General features: G+C 63.4%; 22 protein-coding genes. 9 read left to right on the top strand and 13 right to left on the bottom strand.

Annotation, left to right across the window (positions count from 1 at the left end):
* Window positions 1-183: 183 nt before the first annotated feature.
* The 3 genes from OGV19_RS01200 to OGV19_RS01190 are packed head-to-tail and all read left to right on the top strand — an operon-like array spanning window position 184 to window position 3,051.
* Window positions 184-1,305, top strand: a complete 1,122-nt coding sequence (locus OGV19_RS01200; RefSeq protein WP_264311755.1) for an N-acetylglucosaminyl phosphatidylglycerol synthase — start codon at window positions 184-186, stop codon at window positions 1,303-1,305.
* Window positions 1,298-2,062 (top strand): N-acetylglucosaminyl phosphatidylglycerol deacetylase, encoded by a 765-nt coding sequence (locus OGV19_RS01195; protein WP_264311754.1) that lies wholly within the window; start codon window positions 1,298-1,300, stop codon window positions 2,060-2,062. Before OGV19_RS01200 ends, OGV19_RS01195 begins: the two co-directional genes overlap by 8 nt.
* A complete protein-coding gene (locus OGV19_RS01190; protein WP_264311753.1) occupies window positions 2,059-3,051 on the top strand; it encodes a glucosaminyl phosphatidylglycerol flippase in 993 nt (330 codons plus the stop codon). The genes OGV19_RS01195 and OGV19_RS01190 overlap by 4 nt, the downstream gene beginning before the upstream one ends.
* A gap of 185 nt (window positions 3,052-3,236) precedes the next feature.
* Here the strand turns inward: OGV19_RS01190 and purU are convergent, their stop codons facing one another.
* Entirely contained in the window at window positions 3,237-4,088 is an 852-nt protein-coding gene (gene purU, locus OGV19_RS01185; protein WP_264311752.1) for a formyltetrahydrofolate deformylase, read from the bottom strand.
* Between the two features lie 282 nt (window positions 4,089-4,370).
* Between purU and mvaT the strand changes: the two genes are divergently transcribed.
* On the top strand, window positions 4,371-4,748 hold the full coding sequence (mvaT, locus tag OGV19_RS01180; protein ID WP_264311751.1) for a histone-like nucleoid-structuring protein MvaT: 378 nt from the start codon (window positions 4,371-4,373) through the stop codon (window positions 4,746-4,748).
* A 70-nt stretch (window positions 4,749-4,818) separates the two neighbouring features.
* Here mvaT and sbcB read toward each other — a convergent pair whose 3' ends face one another.
* The 3 genes from sbcB to OGV19_RS01165 form a co-directional block, all read right to left on the bottom strand.
* A complete protein-coding gene (gene sbcB / locus OGV19_RS01175) occupies window positions 4,819-6,255 on the bottom strand; it encodes an exodeoxyribonuclease I (protein WP_264311750.1) in 1,437 nt (478 codons plus the stop codon).
* A gap of 67 nt (window positions 6,256-6,322) precedes the next feature.
* A complete protein-coding gene (locus OGV19_RS01170; protein ID WP_264313872.1) occupies window positions 6,323-6,682 on the bottom strand; it encodes a PilZ domain-containing protein in 360 nt (119 codons plus the stop codon).
* Between the two features lie 123 nt (window positions 6,683-6,805).
* Window positions 6,806-7,192 carry a tetratricopeptide repeat protein gene (locus OGV19_RS01165; RefSeq protein ID WP_264311749.1) on the bottom strand — a complete coding sequence of 129 codons (387 nt, stop codon included), beginning with the start codon at window positions 7,190-7,192 and terminating at the stop codon, window positions 6,806-6,808.
* Between the two features lie 206 nt (window positions 7,193-7,398).
* Between OGV19_RS01165 and pyk the strand changes: the two genes are divergently transcribed.
* Window positions 7,399-8,853 (top strand): pyruvate kinase, encoded by a 1,455-nt coding sequence (pyk, locus tag OGV19_RS01160; protein WP_264311748.1) that lies wholly within the window; start codon window positions 7,399-7,401, stop codon window positions 8,851-8,853.
* A 139-nt stretch (window positions 8,854-8,992) separates the two neighbouring features.
* On the opposite strand, the gene OGV19_RS01155 is transcribed toward pyk, so the two are convergent.
* A complete protein-coding gene (locus tag OGV19_RS01155; protein WP_264311747.1) occupies window positions 8,993-9,913 on the bottom strand; it encodes an iron-sulfur-binding ferredoxin reductase in 921 nt (306 codons plus the stop codon).
* A 250-nt stretch (window positions 9,914-10,163) separates the two neighbouring features.
* Between OGV19_RS01155 and OGV19_RS01150 the strand changes: the two genes are divergently transcribed.
* Window positions 10,164-11,687, top strand: a complete 1,524-nt coding sequence (locus OGV19_RS01150) for a fumarate hydratase (protein WP_027594070.1) — start codon at window positions 10,164-10,166, stop codon at window positions 11,685-11,687.
* A 50-nt stretch (window positions 11,688-11,737) separates the two neighbouring features.
* On the opposite strand, the gene OGV19_RS01145 is transcribed toward OGV19_RS01150, so the two are convergent.
* Together OGV19_RS01145 and OGV19_RS01140 are read right to left on the bottom strand one after the other, a co-directional pair.
* The gene (locus OGV19_RS01145) at window positions 11,738-12,610 is read right to left on the bottom strand and encodes a carbon-nitrogen hydrolase family protein (protein ID WP_264311746.1); all 873 of its coding nucleotides are present in this window, start codon (window positions 12,608-12,610) and stop codon (window positions 11,738-11,740) included.
* The gene (locus OGV19_RS01140; protein WP_264311745.1) at window positions 12,607-13,197 is read right to left on the bottom strand and encodes a GNAT family N-acetyltransferase; all 591 of its coding nucleotides are present in this window, start codon (window positions 13,195-13,197) and stop codon (window positions 12,607-12,609) included. Before OGV19_RS01140 ends, OGV19_RS01145 begins: the two co-directional genes overlap by 4 nt.
* A 115-nt stretch (window positions 13,198-13,312) precedes the next feature.
* Here OGV19_RS01140 and OGV19_RS01135 point away from each other — a divergent pair, with 115 nt between their 5' ends.
* Window positions 13,313-13,711, top strand: coding sequence for a nuclear transport factor 2 family protein (locus OGV19_RS01135; RefSeq protein ID WP_027594067.1), 399 nt, complete (start codon window positions 13,313-13,315; stop codon window positions 13,709-13,711).
* Between the two features lie 105 nt (window positions 13,712-13,816).
* On the opposite strand, the gene OGV19_RS01130 is transcribed toward OGV19_RS01135, so the two are convergent.
* From OGV19_RS01130 to OGV19_RS01105, 6 genes are all read right to left on the bottom strand, one after another.
* Window positions 13,817-14,398 carry a DJ-1/PfpI family protein gene (locus OGV19_RS01130; protein ID WP_264311744.1) on the bottom strand — a complete coding sequence of 194 codons (582 nt, stop codon included), beginning with the start codon at window positions 14,396-14,398 and terminating at the stop codon, window positions 13,817-13,819.
* A 48-nt stretch (window positions 14,399-14,446) separates the two neighbouring features.
* Window positions 14,447-15,604 (bottom strand): phospholipase D-like domain-containing protein, encoded by a 1,158-nt coding sequence (locus OGV19_RS01125; protein WP_264311743.1) that lies wholly within the window; start codon window positions 15,602-15,604, stop codon window positions 14,447-14,449.
* Window position 15,605: 1 nt separating this feature from the next.
* Entirely contained in the window at window positions 15,606-16,187 is a 582-nt protein-coding gene (locus tag OGV19_RS01120; protein WP_264311742.1) for a YceI family protein, read from the bottom strand.
* A gap of 43 nt (window positions 16,188-16,230) precedes the next feature.
* Window positions 16,231-16,539, bottom strand: coding sequence for an amidase (locus tag OGV19_RS01115; RefSeq protein WP_264311741.1), 309 nt, complete (start codon window positions 16,537-16,539; stop codon window positions 16,231-16,233).
* The gene (locus tag OGV19_RS01110; protein ID WP_264311740.1) at window positions 16,536-17,597 is read right to left on the bottom strand and encodes a serine hydrolase domain-containing protein; all 1,062 of its coding nucleotides are present in this window, start codon (window positions 17,595-17,597) and stop codon (window positions 16,536-16,538) included. Before OGV19_RS01110 ends, OGV19_RS01115 begins: the two co-directional genes overlap by 4 nt.
* A gap of 154 nt (window positions 17,598-17,751) precedes the next feature.
* Window positions 17,752-18,639, bottom strand: coding sequence for an acyl-CoA dehydrogenase middle domain-containing protein (locus tag OGV19_RS01105; protein ID WP_264311739.1), 888 nt, complete (start codon window positions 18,637-18,639; stop codon window positions 17,752-17,754).
* 150 nt (window positions 18,640-18,789) lie between these two features.
* Between OGV19_RS01105 and olsB the strand changes: the two genes are divergently transcribed.
* Together olsB and OGV19_RS01095 are read left to right on the top strand one after the other, a co-directional pair.
* Window positions 18,790-19,545, top strand: coding sequence for an L-ornithine N(alpha)-acyltransferase (gene olsB, locus OGV19_RS01100; protein ID WP_264311738.1), 756 nt, complete (start codon window positions 18,790-18,792; stop codon window positions 19,543-19,545).
* On the top strand, window positions 19,545-20,333 hold the full coding sequence (locus OGV19_RS01095) for a lysophospholipid acyltransferase family protein (protein WP_264311737.1): 789 nt from the start codon (window positions 19,545-19,547) through the stop codon (window positions 20,331-20,333). Before olsB ends, OGV19_RS01095 begins: the two co-directional genes overlap by 1 nt.
* The last annotated feature ends 18 nt before the right edge of the window (window positions 20,334-20,351 follow it).

The following is a 20,351-nucleotide window of genomic DNA, read 5'->3' as shown; positions in this document are numbered from 1 at the left end:
CTTCCACAAGAAGACAGTTGCTCCCACACGATCGTTGTGGGAGCTGTACCTGCGAAGCAACCAACACAGCTCCCCCCCACCCAACCCGATCGAACAAACTATCCTTCTGGTAGGTCAACCTTTAGGCGCGTCATCGCCGGCCCCTTACAGCCGGCTGACAGACCCGAAGACGATCCCGGAGGGATGCTGATCGTGCACATCGCCGACATCACCATGTTCTACGCCCCGGCAAGCGGTGGCGTACGTACCTATCTTGATGCCAAACACCGCCGCCTCGATGCCATCCACGGCGTGCGCCACAGCCTGCTGATCCCCGGCGCCAGCGCGCAACACACCGATGGCATCTACCAGGTGCCCGCGCCTCCCCTGCCCTTCGGCAACGGCTACCGCTTCCCGGTACGCCTGGCGCCCTGGTGCAATGTGCTGCGCAGCCTCAAACCCGACCTGATCGAAGTCGGCGACCCCTACCTGACCGCCTGGGCTGCCCTGGAGGCACGCCGCCAGCTCGACGTACCGGTCATCGGCTTCTACCACTCCGACCTGCCGCTATTGGTCAGCAACCGCATGGGCAACTGGTTCACGCCCAATGTCGAGGCCTATGTCAGCAAGCTGTACGGCAACTTCGACCGGGTCCTGGCGCCCAGCCAGGTAATGGCCGACAAACTGCGCCGCCTGGGCGTGCGCGATGTGCATGTGCAGCGCCTGGGGGTGGACCTGGCCACCTTCAACCCCGACCACCGCGACCCGCACCTGCGTGCCGAACTCGGGATTGCCGACACCAGCCGCCTGCTGATCTACGCCGGCCGGGGCTCGCGGGAGAAGAACCTGCCGGTGCTGCTCGACTGCATGCAGCACCTGGGCCGCCCCTACCACCTGCTGCTGGTCGGCTCCAACATGCCGGTGAACGTGCCACAGAACGTCAGCGTGATCGACCACTTCTGCCCGCCGCAGGAAGTCGCCAGGCTGATGGCCAGTGCCGACCTGCTGGTGCACGCCGGCGACCAGGAAACCTTTGGCCTGGTCATCCTCGAAGCGATGGCCAGCGCCACGCCGGTAGTGGCTGTGCGCGCCGGCGCCTTTGGCGAGATCGTCAACGAACAGTGCGGGCGCCTGTGCCAGGCCAATGACGGGCCGGCCATGGCGCAGGCCGTGCGCCAGGTGTTCGAAGAAGGCGTGCGCGCGCTCGGCACCCAGGCCCGCCGCCATGTCGAGCAACACTACTCATGGGACAACGTGGTCGCCGGCTTGCTTCAGCATTACCAGGCCGTACTCGGCCACCAACCGCGGGTGCGCGCCCATGGCTGAAAGCACCAGCGCACCCCGCAGCCTGATGCTGGTGCTGCACGATGTCGCGCCCGAGACCTGGCCCGACTACCAACCCTTCGTCCAGGCCATCGATGAAATCGGCGGCGTGCCCATGACCTGGCTGGTGGTGCCAGACTTTCACCACCGCAACCCCCTGCAGCGCTCGCCTACCTTCTGCCGCCTGCTCGAACGGCGCCTGGCGCTGGGCGATGAGCTGGCGCTGCACGGTTTCTACCATGCCGACGACGGCTCGCCACCGCGCAGCCCCGGGGCGTTTTTCATGCGCCGCATCTATACCCACGAAGGCGAATTCTACGGGCTTGATAAGCAGCAGGCGCTGCAACGCCTGGAGCAAGGCCTGGCAGTGTTTGACCGACAAGGTTGGCCGGTTGCCGGCTTCGTCGCCCCGGCCTGGCTGATGAGCCAAGGCACCCGCCAGGCACTGCGCCAGCTTCCGCTGCGCTACACCAGCACCCCGCAGCACCTGTATCGCCTGCCGGACTTTACCGCCATCGAAGCGCCTGGCCTGGTGTGGAGCGCACGCAGCGCCTGGCGCCGAGGCTTATCGCGGTTGCTGTGCGACTGGCAATGCCGGCGCTGGCGTGAAGCGGGCACCGTGCGCCTGGGCCTGCACCCGGTGGACATGCGCCACCGCACCTCCCGCGAGTACTGGCTACAGACCTTGCGCACGCTGCTGGCACAGGGCCGCGTGCCGTTGACCAAGTCCGCCTGGCTGGACCGCCAGGCCAGCGCATGAACCGCCTGGGCTGGCTGGCACTGGCTTTGCTGGGCGCCGTGCTGGTGCCAATCGTGCTGGGCGGTAGTGACCTGCTGCCAAGGCTTCAGCGCTTCGACCCAGGCTTGCTGCTGACGCTGCTGGGCATGATCTTGCTGTGCTGGGTGATAAATGCCATTCGCCTGCGCCTGCTGCTCGGCCAGCAAGGCGCGCAGCTTCGGTACTTGCGCAGCCTCAGCGTGGTCATGGCCACTGAGTTCGCCATCTGCACCACCCCAGGCGGCAGCGGCGGCCCGCTGACCCTCATGGCCCTGCTGGCGCGCGACCGCATTGGCCCAGCGCGCAGTGGCGCAGTATTTGCCATGGACCAACTGAACGACCTGGTGTTTTTCTTCTGCGCGATGCTGGCGATTGCCGGCTATGCGTTGTTCCACAGCCTGGGGCACAGCCAGCAAAGCATGCTGCTGGGCAGCGCACTGCTGCTGTGTTCGGCATTGATCGCGGTACTGGGGTTGCTGCGCTACCGGCGCGGGATGATGCGTTTCAATGGCCGTCTGTTACAGCGCCTGGGCATGCCTGAATGCCGTAAACGCCGCTGGGCGCGCAAGGTACTGCACTTCATCGATGCCCTGGCGCAGACCTGGCGCCTGCCCAAACGCACGCTGGCACTGGTGTTCACCCTGACCTGCCTGCATTGGGGCCTGCGCTACAGCGTGCTGTACCTGGTGCTGAAGGGTTTGGGCGTGGAGCTGTCGTGGATCCCCAGCTTTCTGGTGCAGATGCTCTCGCTCAGCGCCGGGCAGTTCAGCCTGCTGCCAGGTGGCGCGGGCGCTGCCGAGCTGACATCGGCAAGCCTGCTGACGCCCATGGTAGGCAGTTCGACAGCGGCCGCAGCGATCGTGATCTGGCGCGCGGTCACTTACTACTTTTATCTGCTGGCAGGTGGGCCGGTGTTCGTTTGCCTGCTGGCGCGCCCGCTGCTGGAGCGCTGGCGGCGTCAGGCGGGTTGAGCTGTTGCCAGAGGTCGGCAGCGCCGGGGAAGTCGGTGCCGTCGGCGTCGCTCAGGGCCTCTGGGTCATAGCGGGCCAGGCAGCCTTCGCCGAGGGTTGGCGGTGCTGAGGCGGTGGGCTTGTTGCGCGAGTTTGCCATCCAACACTCCCAAGGCTTGGGGCTGCGGCGCAGCCCCGGGTCCGTATCAGTCGAACACCACAGTCTTGTTGCCATGCACCAGCACGCGGTCTTCGAGGTGATAACGCAGGCCGCGGGCCAGCACCATCTTCTCGACATCACGGCCGAAGCGCACCATGTCTTCGATGCTGTCGGCATGGCTGACACGCACCACGTCCTGCTCGATGATCGGGCCGGCGTCCAGCTCTTCGGTCACGTAGTGGCACGTTGCACCGATCAGCTTCACGCCACGCAGGGCCGCTTGATGGTAGGGCTTGGCACCGACGAACGAGGGCAGGAAGCTGTGGTGGATGTTGATCACTTTTTCAGCGTAGTCCTGGCACAGCTGCGGCGGCAGGATTTGCATGTAGCGGGCCAGTACCACCACATCGGCGGCGTGCTCCTGGACCAGGCGCGACACTTCGGCGAAGGCTGGCCCCTTGTCCTTGGGGTCGACCGGCACATGGAAGAACGGAATGCCGTGCCACTCGACCATGCTGCGCAGGTCGTTGTGGTTGGAAACGACGCACGGGATGTCGCAATCCAGCTCGTCGGTGTGCCAGCGGTGCAGCAGGTCGGCCAGGCAGTGGGATTCGCGACTGGCCATCAACACCACGCGCTTCTTCTGCGCCGAGTCGGTCACACGCCAGGTCATGGAGAACTCTTCAGCGATCGGCGCGAACGCCTCGCGGAATGCCTCGATACCGAATGGCAAGGATTCGGCACGGATTTCATGACGCATGAAGAACCAACCACTCTGTTCATCGGAGTGGTGGCTGGCTTCGTTGATCCAGCCATTGTACAAGGCCAGGAAATTACTGACTTTCGCCACGATGCCAACACGGTCGGGGCAGGCGATCACCAGACGATAGGTGCGCATGAATGAGACTCCAGAACTTCGCAAAGGCGCTCATTCTAGCGGCCCGCCAGAAAAAACGCAGTATGGATTGCACCACCCGCGCTGTGTGCACCTGTCGGCACACAACGCGAGCACCGTGCATAGCCATGACAAAATGCAGGGCTTATGTAAATTTTTGTTCACGCGGAGAAATGTTGTCACAGCTTAATTAACAGTTAATTGCCGATTTGTATGTTTACTTGCGAGTATCGCCTGTCTATTATTGGCCCACACATTTCTGAACACGTATTTAAGGAACACTCCATGTCCCTGATTAACGAGTACCGCGCCACCGAAGAAGCCATCAAAGAACTTCAGGCCCGCCTGGCCAACCTGTCCCAGGATGACAAGCTGAAGCAAGAGCTGGAGTTCGAAGGCAAACTGCGCACGCTGATGGGCGAGTACTCCAAGTCGCTGCGTGATGTCATTGCCCTGCTCGACCCAGAGTCTAAACTGAGCAAAGCGCCACGTGGCGCGGTCAAGGCCACCGCCACTAAACGTGCGCGCAAGGTCAAGCAATACAAGAACCCGCACAATGGTGAAGTGATCGAAACCAAAGGCGGCAACCACAAGACCCTGAAAGAATGGAAAGCCAAGTGGGGTGGTGACGTGGTTGAAAGCTGGGCGACCCTGCTGGACTGATTGTCCGCACGCTCACTTTGCTTAACGCAACAAAAACGCCGGCTCAATGCCGGCGTTTTTGTTTTCCCGCTCACGGCACAATTGCAAATTGTGTCTGCAGTTTACGGGCGTGTTCCTGCCAGGCGTCCAGTACCCGACGCCCCGCTTCGTCAGCGCTCTCCCACGCACGTTGCCGCGCCTGCTCGAAATCACCCAGGGTATTCGGCGCGCCCCATTGCGGGTCACTCAGGCGTTGCTGGCAGAAGCCATACCAGCGCTGACGCTCTTCACTGTTCAAGGTTTCAGGGAAGTTACGTGCCCGATAACGGAACAATAGTTCAGGCATCCGCGGGTCATCGAACATCCAGTGCCCATGGCCCAACTGCGCGGGTTCCAGCGTACGAACTTGCTCGCACAATCGGCGATCACGATCCCCCAGAAAACCGTCATACAACTGTTGTTCAGGATCTTCACTCGGCGTGAAGTCATCCTTGCCGTAGATGTGTTCCAGCTTGTCTTGCCATTGCGCCTGTTGATTGGCCAGCTGTTCACCGCGCAATTGTAACAACGTCAAGTCCACGCCCAGGCGTTGTTGGTCGGCCGGGCGCAATACCGAGAGGGGCGCCAGCACCGGGCAACGATTGATCTGCACCAATTTAAGCGGAACGGGTAAATCACCTTCGGCCAGGTCTTCATGGCGGGTATACAAACGCTGGCGAAGTACTTCGGCACTTTCCCGCAATAACGGTAGGGTTTCCTGATGCAGGTCGCAGACAATCAGGGCATTGCGATTGCGCGGGTGCCACGCCAACGGCAGGACCACCCCCAGGTAATTACGTGCCGCCGAAAAACGCCCTGAAATATGTACCAGCGGCTGCAACAAACGGATCTGCTCCATCACTTTATGTTTGCTGCGCAGCTGGAACAGCCACTCATACAACTTTGGCTGTTTCTGCCGAATCAAGCGCGCCAGGGCAATCGTGGCCCGCACGTCGGAAAGTGCTTCGTGGGCATGGCCATGGTCGATGCCATTGGCTTGACTGAGCAGTTCCAGGCGCAGGCTGGTGCGTCCATCCTGCTGCGGCCATTCGATGCCTTCAGGACGCAGGGCATAAGCGGTGCGCACGATGTCGATCAAATCCCAGCGGCTGTTGCCACCCTGCCACTCACGGGCGTAGGGGTCGAAGAAGTTGCGATAAAGGCTGTAACGCGTCACTTCGTCGTCGAAGCGCAGGGTGTTGTAGCCGGCACCACAGGTGCCAGGGCGCGCCAGTTGCTCGTGCACCCGGGTCATGAACTCGGCTTCGCACAGGCCTTGGGTTGCCAGTTGTTGCGGGGTGATACCGGTGACCAGGCAGGCGGCCGGATGCGGCAGAATGTCGTCGGAAGGGCGGCAGTAGAGGCTGATCGGTTCTTCGATCTCGTTGAGGTCGAAGTCGGTGCGCACACCGGCCACCTGCAGCGGCCGGTCGCAGCGCGGGTTGATGCCTGTGGTTTCGTAGTCGTGCCAGAAAATGCTGGAGCTCACGGGGTCGTCCTGTATCGAGGTCGACCCGATTCTAGCGCGATTCTGGCGAGCCAAGGCTCACAGGGGCTCAGGCAGAAGCGTTGGCGGGGCGGAAACTGAAATAGTCGCGCAACGAGCGAACGAATTCGTCGTACTCGCGAGGCACCTGCAGCAACATGAAGCCCGAATCGTAGTGGCCGGGCGTTTGGTCTTCGCGGCACCACAGACAACTGGCGGTGAGGTTGATGAACTGATGCCCACCACCGGCCAGCGGCAAGCGCAACTGCAGCTCGTAGTCGGGCCCGACCAGCACCGGCAGCTGGCTGATCAGCATCAGTCCGTCTTCGGAGGCATTACCCAGCTGGCCGATCGCCTGATCGGTAAAACGGTTGAAGACCTTGAGAACGCAAGGCAACTGATGGCGTTCGATATGCCGCTTGTTGAACATGATCACAAGTGCAGTCCGTACCCGATGCCAGGAATACGAGGTACTGGCGGTTGTTGTAACAGCTGAGTTACAGATTAGCGCAGCGCGCACGGTAAATCCCGAAAAATAAATCACACCTTGGTGTTAACGCCAAGGGGTAGCCTGTACCGGGTTGGCCACGGCGGCCTCGGCCCCACGGTAATGGCCGAGCTTCTCGAGCGTCTGCAGGCGGGCCTGGGCGCGGTAGGCGTATTCGTTACCCGGGTACGCCTGAATCATGTACTCGTAGGTCTGCGCGGCATCCACGAAAAGCTTCTGCCGCTCCAGGCACTGGCCACGCAACAGCGACACCTCAGGGTGGACGAACGGTCGCGTGCGGCTGGTGCGGTCGACCTGCGACAATTCCAGCATCACCCGCTGGCAGTCGCCGCGGTCGTAAGCACGGTAGGCATTGTTCAAGTGGTGGTCCATGGACCAGCGGGTGCAGCCGACGGCGCTGGCCGCCAAGGCTAAAACGATCAGGGCTCGCATGAGGGGTCTCCTTTAATAGGCAGTGTATCGGCCTGCCGGGATATTTCTTCAGCCTCAAGCGGCAAGCGACAGACATGCGCTTGTAGCTTGCCGCTTGTAACTTGCAGCTGCCCTATCTGCCTTGGTCGCAGGTAGTGCAACGGAACAATGACTACAGCGAGATTCAGGAGTAGCCTTTCGCTGCGCTTCACTATAGGAGTCTGTGCATGACCATCCGCCGTACCAAAATCGTCGCCACCCTTGGCCCCGCCAGCAACTCGCCGGAAGTGATCGAACAACTGATCCTTGCCGGCCTGGACGTGGCACGTCTGAACTTCTCCCACGGCACGCCGGACGAGCACAAGGCGCGCGCTCGCCTGATCCGTGACATCGCCGCCAAAAACGGCCGCCATGTCGCACTGCTGGGCGACCTGCAAGGTCCGAAGATCCGCATCGCCAAGTTCAGCAACAAGCGCATCGAACTGAAGATCGGTGACAAGTTCACCTTCTCCACCGCCCACCCGCTGACCGAAGGCAACCAGGACATCGTCGGTATCGACTATCCCGACCTGGTCAAGGACTGCGGCGTCGGTGACGAACTGCTGCTCGACGACGGCCGTGTGGTCATGCGCGTCGAGACCGCCACCGCTGATGCACTGCACTGCGTGGTGATCATCGGTGGCCCGCTGTCGGACCACAAAGGCATCAACCGCAAAGGTGGCGGCCTGACCGCGCCGGCCCTGACCGAAAAAGACAAGGCCGACATCAAGCTGGCTGCGGAAATGGATCTGGACTACCTGGCCGTGTCCTTCCCGCGTGACGCCAGCGACATGGAGTATGCCCGCAAGCTGCGTGACGAGGCCGGCGGCAGCGCCTGGCTGGTGGCCAAGATCGAGCGCGCCGAAGCCGTTGCCGACGACGAAACCCTCGACAAGCTGATCGCCGCCTCCGACGCCGTCATGGTTGCCCGTGGTGACCTGGGCGTGGAAATCGGCGACGCCGAGCTGATCGGCATTCAGAAGAAGATCATCCAGCACGCCCGCCGCAACAACAAAGCGGTGATCGTGGCGACCCAGATGATGGAGTCGATGATCCAGAACCCGATGCCAACCCGCGCCGAAGTGTCCGACGTGGCCAACGCCGTGCTGGACAACACCGACGCGGTAATGCTCTCGGCCGAAAGTGCCGCCGGTTCCTACCCGATCGAAGCCGTCCAGGCCATGGCGCGGATCTGCCAGGGTGCCGAAAAGCACCCGACCAACCAGAAGTCCAGCCACCGCCTGCACACCACCTTCGAGCGTTGCGACGAAAGCATCGCCCTGGCGGCCATGTACACCGCCAACCACTTCCCCGGCGTGAAGGCGATCATCGCCCTCACCGAGAGTGGCTACACCCCGCTGATCATGTCGCGCCTGCGTTCGCACGTGCCGATCTTCGCCCTGTCGCCGCACCGCGCTACCCAGGCTCGCGCCTCGATGTTCCGCGGTGTCTACCCGATCGCCTTCGACCCGGCTTCGCTGCCGGCCGACAAGGTGAGCCAGGCGGCGGTCGACGAGCTGCTCAAGCGTGGTCTGGTGCAACAGGGTGACTGGGTGATCCTGACCAAAGGCGACAGCTACCACACCATCGGTGGCACCAACGGCATGAAGATCCTGCATGTCGGTGATCCGCTGGTCGGCTGATAGCCTGCAAAAGGGCCGCTCTGCGGCCCGTTCGCGGGGCAAGCCCGCTCCCACAGTACCCCGCTGAACTCAAGGCAGTAAGGTCTCTGTGGGAGCGGGCTTGCCCCGCGAAAGGGCCAGCATAGGCGCCCAAAATTCCTCAGGCATGCTCGACAAACACATCGGCAAACACCTGATTCCTCGGCACCCCTGCTATGAACAGCCGCCGTGCAAAGCGCTCCACACTCCCCGGCGAGCCACACACCAGCGCGAGGGTCTGCCGCGATGACGGCCGCAACCCCGCCAGCGCTTCATCCAGCTGATCCGTCAGCACCAGCTCGACGTTCACCCCTTCGATTTGCAGCAACGGCTCGGCCAGGTAATGCCCGGCGTGGTCATGTGCCACATGCATCACCCGGATCTCACCTCGATGCCCCTGCCGCAAAGCCTCCCGCATAAGCCCCCACAGCGGTGCCAGCCCCGTCCCCGCCGCCAACAGCCAGAGCGGACGCTCCTGCCAGTCCGGGTCATAATGCAACGCCCCACCCCTGAGCTCGCCCAGGCGCAGTTCATCGCCAACCTGCAACGCCCGCGCCTTGTCACAAAAGGCCCCTGGCCGCTGGCAATCGATATGAAACTCCAGGCAGTCATCCTCACCCGGCAGGCTCGCCAAGGAGTAAGGCCGCGCTATCGAGCCACTCCACAGCACCACATGCTGACCGGCCTGGTAACGCAACGTGCGCTCAGGCCGCAGGCGCAAGCGCAACACATCGCCAAACCAGTCCAGTTCACACGCCTTCGCGGGGATACCTTCCTGCAGGGGGTCGAACAGCGCCACGCGCAGGTCATCCACCACCCGACACTGGCAGGCCAGGCGCCATCCCTGTGCGTGTTTCTCCAGCGCCAATGCCTCGGGCAAGGCATCCGCCGGCTGCCCGTCCAGGCAATGCACCAGGCAGGCATGGCAACTGCCTGCACGGCAGCTGTAGGGCACATTCAAGCCCGCCTCGTTCAAGGCATCGAGCAGGTTACTGCCGGTGGGCACCGTCCAGCGGCGCTCGCCCACACAGAGTTCAGGCATGGTCATCATTTCTCCGGGTACACATCGCCACTCTAAGGCAAGCCGCCATTGGCAGCAAAAAGGATGCCCACCACCCAGCCGACCATGGTCCAGACCACACGCAGGTGTTTCGCACGGTGAGGCGCGCTATACTGCCGCGCCTTTTTACGTCGGCCTGACCTGCCGACGCCTTGCCAGGCGTTTCGACACACCGGTGTGCAGTGTCGAAGGGCCTTTACGAATGTTCCCGTCTTTAAGAGGAGCGCGCTGCATGACCGTGATCAAGCAAGACGACCTGATTCAGAGCGTCGCCGACGCCCTGCAATTCATTTCGTACTACCACCCCGTCGATTTCATCCAGGCGATGCACGAGGCCTACCTGCGTGAAGAGTCGCCTGCCGCGCGCGACTCCATCGCCCAGATCCTGATCAACTCGCGCATGTGCGCCACCGGCCACCGCCCGATCTGCCAGGACACCGGTATCGTCACCGTGTTCGTGCGCGTCGGCATGGACGTGCGCTGGGACGGCGCCACCCTGAGTGTCGACGACATGATCAACGAAGGTGTGCGTCGCGCCTACAACCTGCCTGAGAACGTCCTGCGCGCCTCGATCCTGGCCGACCCGGCCGGTGCTCGCAAGAACACCAAAGACAACACCCCGGCCGTCATCCACTACTCGATCGTCCCTGGCGACAAGGTCGAAGTCGATGTCGCAGCCAAAGGCGGCGGTTCGGAAAACAAGTCGAAGATGGCCATGCTCAACCCGTCCGACTCGATCGTCGACTGGGTACTGAAGACCGTTCCGACCATGGGTGCTGGCTGGTGCCCACCTGGCATGCTCGGCATCGGCATCGGCGGTACCGCCGAAAAAGCCGCGGTCATGGCCAAGGAAGTGTTGATGGAGTCCATCGACATCCATGAGCTGAAAGCCCGTGGCCCGCAAAACCGTATCGAAGAGATCCGCCTGGAGCTGTTCGAGAAGGTCAACCAGCTGGGCATCGGTGCCCAGGGCCTGGGCGGCCTGACCACCGTGCTCGACGTCAAGATCATGGACTACCCGACCCACGCCGCCTCGCTGCCGGTGTGCATGATCCCGAACTGCGCCGCCACCCGTCACGCGCACTTCGTGCTCGACGGCTCCGGCCCGGCCGAGCTGGAAGCGCCGTCGCTGGACGCCTACCCGGAAATCGTCTGGGAAGCTGGCCCAAGCGCCCGCCGCGTCAACCTCGACGACATCACTCCGGAAGAAGTCGCCAGCTGGAAGCCGGGCGAGACCATCCTGCTCAACGGCAAGATGCTCACCGGCCGCGACGCCGCGCACAAGCGCATGGTCGAGATGCTCAACCGTGGTGAAGAGCTGCCGGTCGATCTGAAGGGCCGCTTCATCTACTACGTCGGCCCGGTTGACCCGGTCGGTGACGAAGTGGTTGGCCCAGCCGGCCCGACCACCGCCACCCGCATGGACAAGTTCACCCGCCAGATCCTCGAACAGACCGGCCTGCTGGGCATGATCGGCAAGTCCGAACGTGGCCCGACCGCCATCGAAGCGATCAAGGACAACAAGGCCGTGTACCTGATGGCCGTCGGCGGCGCCGCTTACCTGGTGGCCCAAGCAATCCGCAAGTCGAAGGTCCTGGCCTTCGCCGAGCTGGGCATGGAAGCGATCTACGAGTTCGATGTGAAAGACATGCCGGTCACCGTCGCGGTGGACAGCAACGGTGAGTCGGTGCACATCACAGGCCCCGCGCTGTGGCAGAGCAAGATTGCCGAAAGCCTGGCTGTTGAAGTGAAGTAATTCACCTCTGGCCTGATCGAAAACGCCCGGCAGATGCCGGGCGTTTTCATTTACAGCATCCGCTCGAACTGTTCTGGCCAATCGCGCCGGATGAACACCTGCCCCTCCTCCCTCACCCGCCGCACCGCCGCAAGGTCCACGTCACACATCAGCCACTGGCTGCCGACCGGGCTGAGTTCGTCACTCAGGGCCACCACCCCATCCCCCGGCATCCCATGATCCGGCGGCACGAACAACCCGGCACGTCCAATGTTCTCATCCAGTGCCGGCGACCACGGCGCCAGCCCCACGGTGGGGCTTTGCAGCACCGCAATCTGGTTCTCCAGCGCCCGCGCCTGGGCGCCAATGCGCACACGGTGGTAACCGGCTTCGGTATCAGTGCAGCTAGGGGCCAGAATCAAGTCGGCGCCCATTTCGGCTAGGCGCCGTGCCAGCATCGGGAATTCGTTGTCGTAGCAGATCAGAATGCCCAGGCGCCCCAGCTGGGTGTCGAACACCTTCAGGCCCTCACCCGGCGCAATGTCCCATTGCTCCCGCTCGAAGCGGGTCATCATCAGCTTGTCCTGATGCCCCAGCACACCCTCGGGGCCAAATAGCCAGGCACGGTTGCGATAGCGGCCATCGCTGTCCTGCACCGGCAGGCTGCCGGGCTGAAGGTAGATGCCCCAGCGCCGGGCAATGCGCTCGCACAGCGCTTTCCAGGGCTCGATCAAGGGCTGGATACCGGCGATGGAGCCCTTCAGGTCACCACGTTGCTCCGCGCGTAACAACCCGCTGAGTACCAGGCCTGCGTACTCTGGCAACAGCAGCAGCTGGGCACCGGCTTGCACGGCTTCGGCGCACAGGCGCTGCAGGTGGTCGACATAAGCATCCCAGGTCTTGTGCAGCTCAATGGCATACTGGCAGGCCGCCAGGCGGATCATATCGGCAGTTCCTTGAGCCAGAACGACATGATCTTTTCAGAAGATTCCTGCTCGTCCAGGTCGCGCCAGGCATAGTGGGTGCGCAACGAAGGGTCGTGCAGGAACCCGCGATTACGCCAGAACCCATGCAAGGGTTTGTAGTGCGCCGGGCGCAGCGGGTGCACGCCCGGCCGTTCCACGGCAGAAAAGGCGCAGTAATCGAATTCGGCGAGCTTGTGCGCATAGGACTCGCGCTCGATGAAAAAGCGCACCCCCAGGCCTTGGCCTCGGTACTGGGGCAACACCACCGACTCACCGAAGTAATACACGCTTGCAGGGTCACGCCCTTGGGCCAGGAAGGGTTGCTGGAACTCGGCGGCAACGTCCACCAGCGGCAGGCCGGTAGCGGCGCCCACCACCTGCCCTGCGTCCAGCGCCAATACCACCAGGCTGCGCCCGGATTGGACGTAAGCCGATAAATAGTCGGCCTCGTACTCCGGCGTACCGTCGTACAGGTAGGGAAACTCGCGGAACACGGTAAGGCGCAGGCGAGCGAGGTCATCGATGTAAGGCGCGATAGCGGCGCCGTGCAACAGGCGAATTTCCATGCTTGGCGGTCGTTTTGTCGATGTGGATGACGCGCTCGGCTAAGCCGGGCTTGAGGGGAAACCCTATCATCCAAGCCAACGCTCCGCCTTTTCCCTACACGACAGGTATTGTTCCATGACCGCTACCGAACTGGTAAATGCATACTACGCAGCCTTCAATGCCGGTGACATGCCGGGCTTTCTGGCGCTGTTGAGCGAGGATGTGATCCACGACATCAACCAGGGCGAGCGGCAGATGGGCAAGGCCAGGTTTGCCGCGTTCATGGACAAGATGAACCGCTGCTACCGCGAGCGCCTGGCCGATATCGTGGTGATGCAGAATGCCGACGGCAGCCGGGCGGCGGCAGAGTTCACGGTGCATGGTGAATACCTCGCCGACGACGAAGGGCTGCCGGCGGCCAATGGGCAGACGTATGTGTTGTCGGCGGGGGCGTTCTTTTATATTCACTGCGGCAAGATTGCCCGGGTGACCAACTACTACAACCTCAATGATTGGGTTGAGCAGGTAGGCTGAGCCACTGGCCTCTTCGCGGGCAAGCCCCCTCCCACAGGCTACCCCACGGTTCTTGAGCCCAGTTGGGTAACCTGTGGGGGCGGGCTTGCCCGCGAAAGGGCCGGTTCAGGAAATGCGAGTCCCCAGCACCTTCAAAAATGCCGCCAGCCAGGCCGGGTGTGCAGGCCACGCAGGGGCGGTCACCAGGTTGCCATCCACGTGCGCCTGGTCCACCGCAATGTCGATGAACGTGCCGCCCGCCAACCGCACCTCCGGAGCACACGCCGGATACGCACTGCATTCGCGCCCTTCCAACACGCCAGCCGCCGCCAGCAACTGAGCCCCATGGCACACGGCTGCAATCGGCTTGCCCGCCTGGTCGAACGCCCTGACCAGCTCCAGCACTTTTTCATCCAGACGCAGGTATTCCGGGGCACGGCCACCTGGGATCAACAAGGCGTCATAGCTTTCGGGGCGTACCCGCACGAAGTCATAGTTCAGGGCAAAGTTATGCCCTGGCTTCTCGCTGTAAGTCTGCTCACCCTCGAAATCATGGATCGCGGTGCGCACGGTCTGCCCCGCGAGCTTCTCGGGGCACACTGCATGCACCGTATGGCCAACCATGCTCAGGGCCTGGAACGGCACCATCGCTTCGTAATCCTCAACGTAGTCGCCTACCAGCATGAGAATTTTCTTCGCCGTCATCACATCCACTCCTTCCATTGCCTGTGAACAGTCACTGCACGATAGTCGCTCTTAGTCACGCCGGTCGAGCAGGTTGACCACCAGCCGGTCGAGCCACCCCCAGACCCGCTGCTTCACCCGCCGCCACAGCGGCCTGGCATGCCAACGCGCGAGGTCGACTTGTTCGCTCAAGGCGAAGTCACGTTCGAAGCTGGCCACCACGGCAGCCGTCAGCGGCGGGTCCAGCGCCTCGATGTTGGCTTCGAGGTTGAAGCGCAGGTTCCAGTGGTCGAAGTTGCACGAACCCACGCTGACCCAGTCGTCCACCACGGCCATTTTCAAGTGCAGGAAACACGGCTGGTACTCGAATATCTTCACCCCGGCGCGCAGCAGGCGCGGGTAATAGCGATGCCCGGCATAGCGCACCGAGGGGTGATCGGTACGCGGCCCGGTCAGCAACAGGCGCACGTCCAGGCCTTTGCTGGCGGCACGGCGCAACGAGCGACGCACACTCCAGGTCGGCAGAAAATACGGCGTGGCCAGCCACACCCGCTGCTTGCCGCTGTTGAGCGCGCGCACCAGTGAATGCAGGATGTCCTGATGCTGGCGGGCGTCGGCATAGGCTACCCGGCCCATGCCCTGCCCCTGCGCCGGCACCTTGGGCAGGCGTGGCAGGCCGAAGCCTTCGGCCGGCCGCCAGGCGGTGCGGCGGTTGTTGGCGTGCCATTGGCGGTCGAACAGCAACTGCCAGTCGGTGACCACCGGCCCTTCCATCTGCACCATCACCTCATGCCACTCGCTGGTATCGGCGCCCGGCGTCCAGAACTCGTCGGTGACGCCCGTGCCTCCCACCGCTGCCCAGCGCTCGTCCACCAGCAGCAGCTTGCGGTGATCGCGGTACAGGTTACGCAAACCACGCTTCCAGCGCAGGCGGTTGTACCAGCGCAGGTACACGCCTGCCTCCAGCAGACGTTGGCGCAGGACGCTGTTGAAGGCCAGCGAGCCATAGTCATCAAACAGGCAACGCACCCGCACACCACGCCGCGCGGCTTGCTCCAGCGCTTCGACCACCGCTTCGGCGCAGGCGCCAGCCTCGACCAGGTACAGCTCAAGGTCGACCTGAAACTGCGCCCCCGTGACCGCCTGAAGCATGCGTGGAAAGAATTCGGGGCCGTCGATCAGCAGTTCGAACTGGTTGCCATCCCGCCAGGGGAAGACCGGCCCCGGCATGTCAGCGGGCGGTGAAAATCAGCACCGCATTGACCGGTACCGAAGGGTTGATGGATTTGAGCCCGGCGAACTTGCGCAGGCTTTCCAGCCCCGGCACCAGGCCAAAATCCTCGGCGCGCAGCACCAGGGGCTCCAGGGTGACCACCTGGAAGCGCCGCTCGTCCAGCCGCGTGGCCAGCAGCAAGGCGTTGTAGCTGTGGGACTGGCCACGCAGCGTCACCGTCAGCGGCAGGCGCAATTCGATTTGCGCGCCGTTGGCCAGGTCGTTGATCGGCCGCAGGTCCAGCTGGGCCTTCACGGTCGCCTCGGCGAAACGCTCGACTTCAAACAGGCCATCACGCATACGCTCATCGCGCAGGGGGATGCCGCTGCTCACCGAGTCCATTTCGATACTCAGGCCAGCCATACCCTTGCGGTCTACCGTGCCATGCAGCACCAGAAAGCGATGAACTTCGGCGGTATCACCGTTTTTACCGGTAATAAACGACAGGCGCGACGACTCGCCATCGAGGTGCCAGTTGGCATGGGCGGGAAGGCACAGCGCCAGCAACAATGCGGGCAAAAGACGGGGCAACTTGAACATGACAGATCTCGTGAAACAAGACCGCAACCTTACCCGCCCGCCATCATGGCAGCAAGCGGCAGCCCGCGCGTGGGCCCTGCCATGCGGCCTGATTACGCCGGCCCAGGCCCTCGGCCGTGACCAGACGCTGCGCGGTGCTTTCTTCCAGCAGGCCAAGGGGCAGCCACTGCTTCACGTAGCCTTTGCAGTACGTGGGGTCAAAGCCCATGACGAAGCGGCACGAACAATACTCCTTGGCCGAGTAGGCCGAAAGGATGCCCGGGAAATCCGCCAAGGCCTGGCGCGCCTGCCAAGCGCTCCAGCCCAGCGACCCGACAAGCAGTACCAGAAGCACTAGCAGCGCCCGTTTCATGCGCCCTCCCCGGCCAGCGCAGCCAGCACCCGCTTGAGCAGTTGGTCATGCTGGTAGGTGCCGTCGCGGTCATCGGCATAGCGGACAATCAGCAGTTTCTGCGTCGGCAGCACGTACAGCGCCTGGCCCCAGTGACCAAGCGCGGCGTAGGTGTCAGCCGGCGCATTTGGCCACGCCTGCGCATGGTTGAGCCACCAGTGGCCGCCAGGGCTGGCCTCGCCGGGTACAGGCTCGGCCTGTGCAAACGGCGTGCGATTGAAAGCCACCCAGGTCGCAGGCAGCAATTGCCGATCACCCCAGCGCCCCTCGCGCTGCATCAGCAGGCCTATGCGCGCCAAGTCCCGGGCAGTGAGGTACAGGTACGAAGAACCAACGTAGGTACCCGCAGCGTCGCGTTCCCACACTGCGCTGTTGATACCCAGCGGCGTGAACAGCGCCTGCCACGGGTAGTCGGCGTACTGCCCCGTATCGAGCATGCCGCGTAACGCCGCAGCCAGCAGGTTGCTGTCGCCGCTGGAGTACACAAAGCGCTGCCCCGGTCTGCGTGCCGCTGGCCGCGCCGCCGTATAGGCCGCCATGTCCGCGCGACCGCGGGTATAAAGCATGGCCACCACGGAGGAGTTTAGCGGTGCGTATTCGTAGTCTTCCTGCCAGTCCAAGCCGCTGGCCCAGTGCAGAAGGTCGGCCAGGCGCACGTCCGGGTGTGCCCGCATGGGTGGATAGACGTGGGCTACCGGGTCCTGCAACCGAAAGCGCCCTTCGCCTTGGGCGATACCCAGCACCGTGGCCAGCACGCTCTTGCTCACCGACCAGGTGAGGTGCGCGGTATGGGCCGTTGTGGGGTTGGTGTAGCGTTCATAGAGAATGCGGCCGTCGCGGATGATCAGCAGGGCATCGGTGCGAAGGCTGCCGTCAGCGGGGAAGGCGTAGGCATCGACAGCTTGCCAGTCGATGACTGTAGGGTCGGTTTGCCAGTCGGGGGCTGGCCAGTCTTCGGCGCAGGCTGAAGCGGCTACCCAGATGAGCGTTGCCAGCAAGGCTTTTAAAAGGCTGTGCACGTGGGCCTCGGGGTGCAGGCATTGGGGCTGCTGCGCAGCCCTTTCGCGACGCAAGGCCGCTCCCACAGCGCCGGTTTGTGGGAGCGGCCTTGCGTCGCGAAAGGGCCGCAAAGCGGCCCCAAACTTCAACAGTTCAACCGAGTCTGCCGGCCTTTCATGACAATCCTGCAGCCGCCCATGCCTTGGCCAGGCGCTTCTCCCGCGCCGCCGCAGCCAACGCCATCACCCCCTGATCACGCTGCCAGATCTGCGCCCAGTGCGTTGGCCCAGCCAGCAACGCCTCATCGATATCACCCCGCAGCGCCTGAAACTGCGCAAACAACCCTGCCAACAACAAATGGCAAGCCACACTGTCCGCACACTGGCGGCTGCCCTCGGCACACCCGGCCAATAGGCTCAGCAAACGCAGGCGCAGCGCCTGTGGCCACGCACATTCCTGGCCCACGCCATACAGCCAGGCCGTCAACGCAGCAAGCACATACAGGTCTTCGAGCGAGCGGAACGGTTTGACGTAAGCGTCCCAGCCATCGCCCGCCAGCAACTCGCAAGCCGCTTGCTCCAGCAGCAAGCGGCCATGGCCGACTTCAGGCATCAGCGGCAAAATCGGCAGCGCCTCCAGCGTCACGCCCGGCTCACCGGGGTACACCACCGCCAGCTTCAGCCGTGGCGCCTCGCCTGCCGCTTCGCTGCGCGCCGCTACCAGCAACCACTCCGCCTCAAGGCCGGCGGTGACGAAATCCTTGCTACCGGTCAGCCGCAACCCGTCGACACGGGTGCGCATGTCTGCCGGCCGCACGCTACGCCGTTCGGTCGCGCACAAGGCGCCGAGGCTGGGCGGTGCGCTGGGCCAGAGTACGCGCAAGGCAGCCTGGTAGCCGATCAGAAACGCCAGGCCCGGGGTGGCCATGGCGCGCCCGCCGAGCACCGCCAGTTCGAAGGGGGCAACCTGGCCAAGGCGCTCGAGCAGCGCGGCGTAGGTTTCGCCCAGGGTGCCGGCCACAGGTTGGCGCAGCGGGTCGTTGAGTCGTTGTAACCAGGCCATCGGACACAGCTCCATGCTGGGGTTTGTCGGAGGGTGTCACGCAAGCATCACCAAAGATTCACAGGGGTGACACCCCGTCTACCTAGGCTGACTTTGCACAACAAAGCCGACCGGCCGCAACCCTTCATGGCTGGCTTATGGAGACTCGTAATGACTCGGATCGCTCACACTGGCGACAACAGCACTGAACGCCGTCTGCAAGCCGAACGCCTGGTCGGCGCCACGGCCCTGCAGGAAGCACAGGCCTTGCGCTACAAAGTGTTCAGCGCAGAATTCAAGGCCAAGCTCAACGGTGCCGAACACGGCCTGGACATGGACGATTACGACCCGCACTGCCGCCACATCGGCGTGCGCGACCTGAGTACCGGCGAACTGGTCGCCACCACGCGGCTGCTCGACCACCAGGCGGCCAGTAGCCTGGGCCGCTTCTACAGCGAAGAAGAGTTCCGCCTGCACGGCCTGCTGCAGTTGCAAGGGCCGATCCTTGAACTGGGCCGGACTTGCGTGGCTGCCGAATACCGCAACGGCGGCACCATCGCCGTGCTCTGGGGCGAGCTTGCCGAAGTGCTCAACGAGGGGCGTTACAGCTACCTGATGGGATGCGCCAGCATTCCCATGCAGGACGGTGGCGTGCAGGCCCATGCGGTCATGCAGCGCCTGCGCGACCGTTACCTGTGCACCGAGCACCTGCGTGCCGAGCCGAAAAAGCCCCTGCCGAACCTGGCCCTGCCACACAACGTCATCGCCCAGATGCCACCGCTGCTCAAGGCATATATGCGCTTGGGCGCGAAGATCTGCGGCGAGCCGTGCTGGGACGAGGATTTCCAGGTCGCCGATGTGTTCATCCTGCTCAAGCGCGACGACCTCTGCCCGCGCTACGCCCGCCACTTCAAGGCGGCAGTCTGATGCCCAAGTTGCGGGTACTCGCCCGCCTTGCACGGCTGATCCTGGTACTGCTATTGGGCATGCTGATGGCCAGCGTGATTGCGTTGGGTGAACGCCTGGGCCTGAAGCCCTCGACCGAGCGCCGTCAACGCTGGGCCTGCCTGTTCATGAAACGCCTGGTCGCCGCCTTGCCCTTCGAGGTTCGGGTGCTTGGCGAGCGGCCAAAGCTGCCGATGCTGTGGGTCAGCAACCATGTTTCCTGGACCGACATACCCCTGCTCGGCATGCTGCTTCCGCTGTCGTTTCTGTCCAAGGCCGAAGTACGCCACTGGCCAGTAGCCGGCTGGCTGGCGGAGAAAGCCGGCACGCTGTTCATCCGTCGCGGCGGTGGCGACAGCCAGCGTCTGCGAGAGCAGATCGGCGAGCAACTGGGCGACGCCCGGCCGCTGTTGATCTTCCCGGAAGGCACCACCACCGATGGCCGCCAGTTGCGTACCTTCCACGGTCGATTGCTGGCAGGAGCCATCGATCAAGGGGTGCCGGTGCAGCCGGTGGCTATCCAATACTTGCGTAATGGCGAAGCTGATCCGATTGCGCCGTTCATTGGCGATGATGACCTGGTGTCGCACCTGATGCGCCTGTTTGCCCAGCCGCGTGGCGAGGTGTGCATTCATCTGCTGCCGCCAATAGCCAGTGCGCAGAAGGAGCGTGCGGTGCTGGCATTGCAGGCGCAGCAGGCCATTCATGTGGCGTTGTTTGGGGTTGATGAGGCAGAGCTGGTGCCGCGGCGCCAAGCGCGGGCTGCCTGATTCGTCTTCGACAGTACC

Source organism: Pseudomonas putida, assembly GCF_025905425.1.
In the GTDB taxonomy this organism is placed as follows: Bacteria; Pseudomonadota; Gammaproteobacteria; order Pseudomonadales; family Pseudomonadaceae; genus Aquipseudomonas; species Aquipseudomonas putida_AF.
The sequence above is the reverse complement of the archived record's forward strand: the minus strand, read 5'-3'. Positions and strand labels throughout refer to the sequence as shown.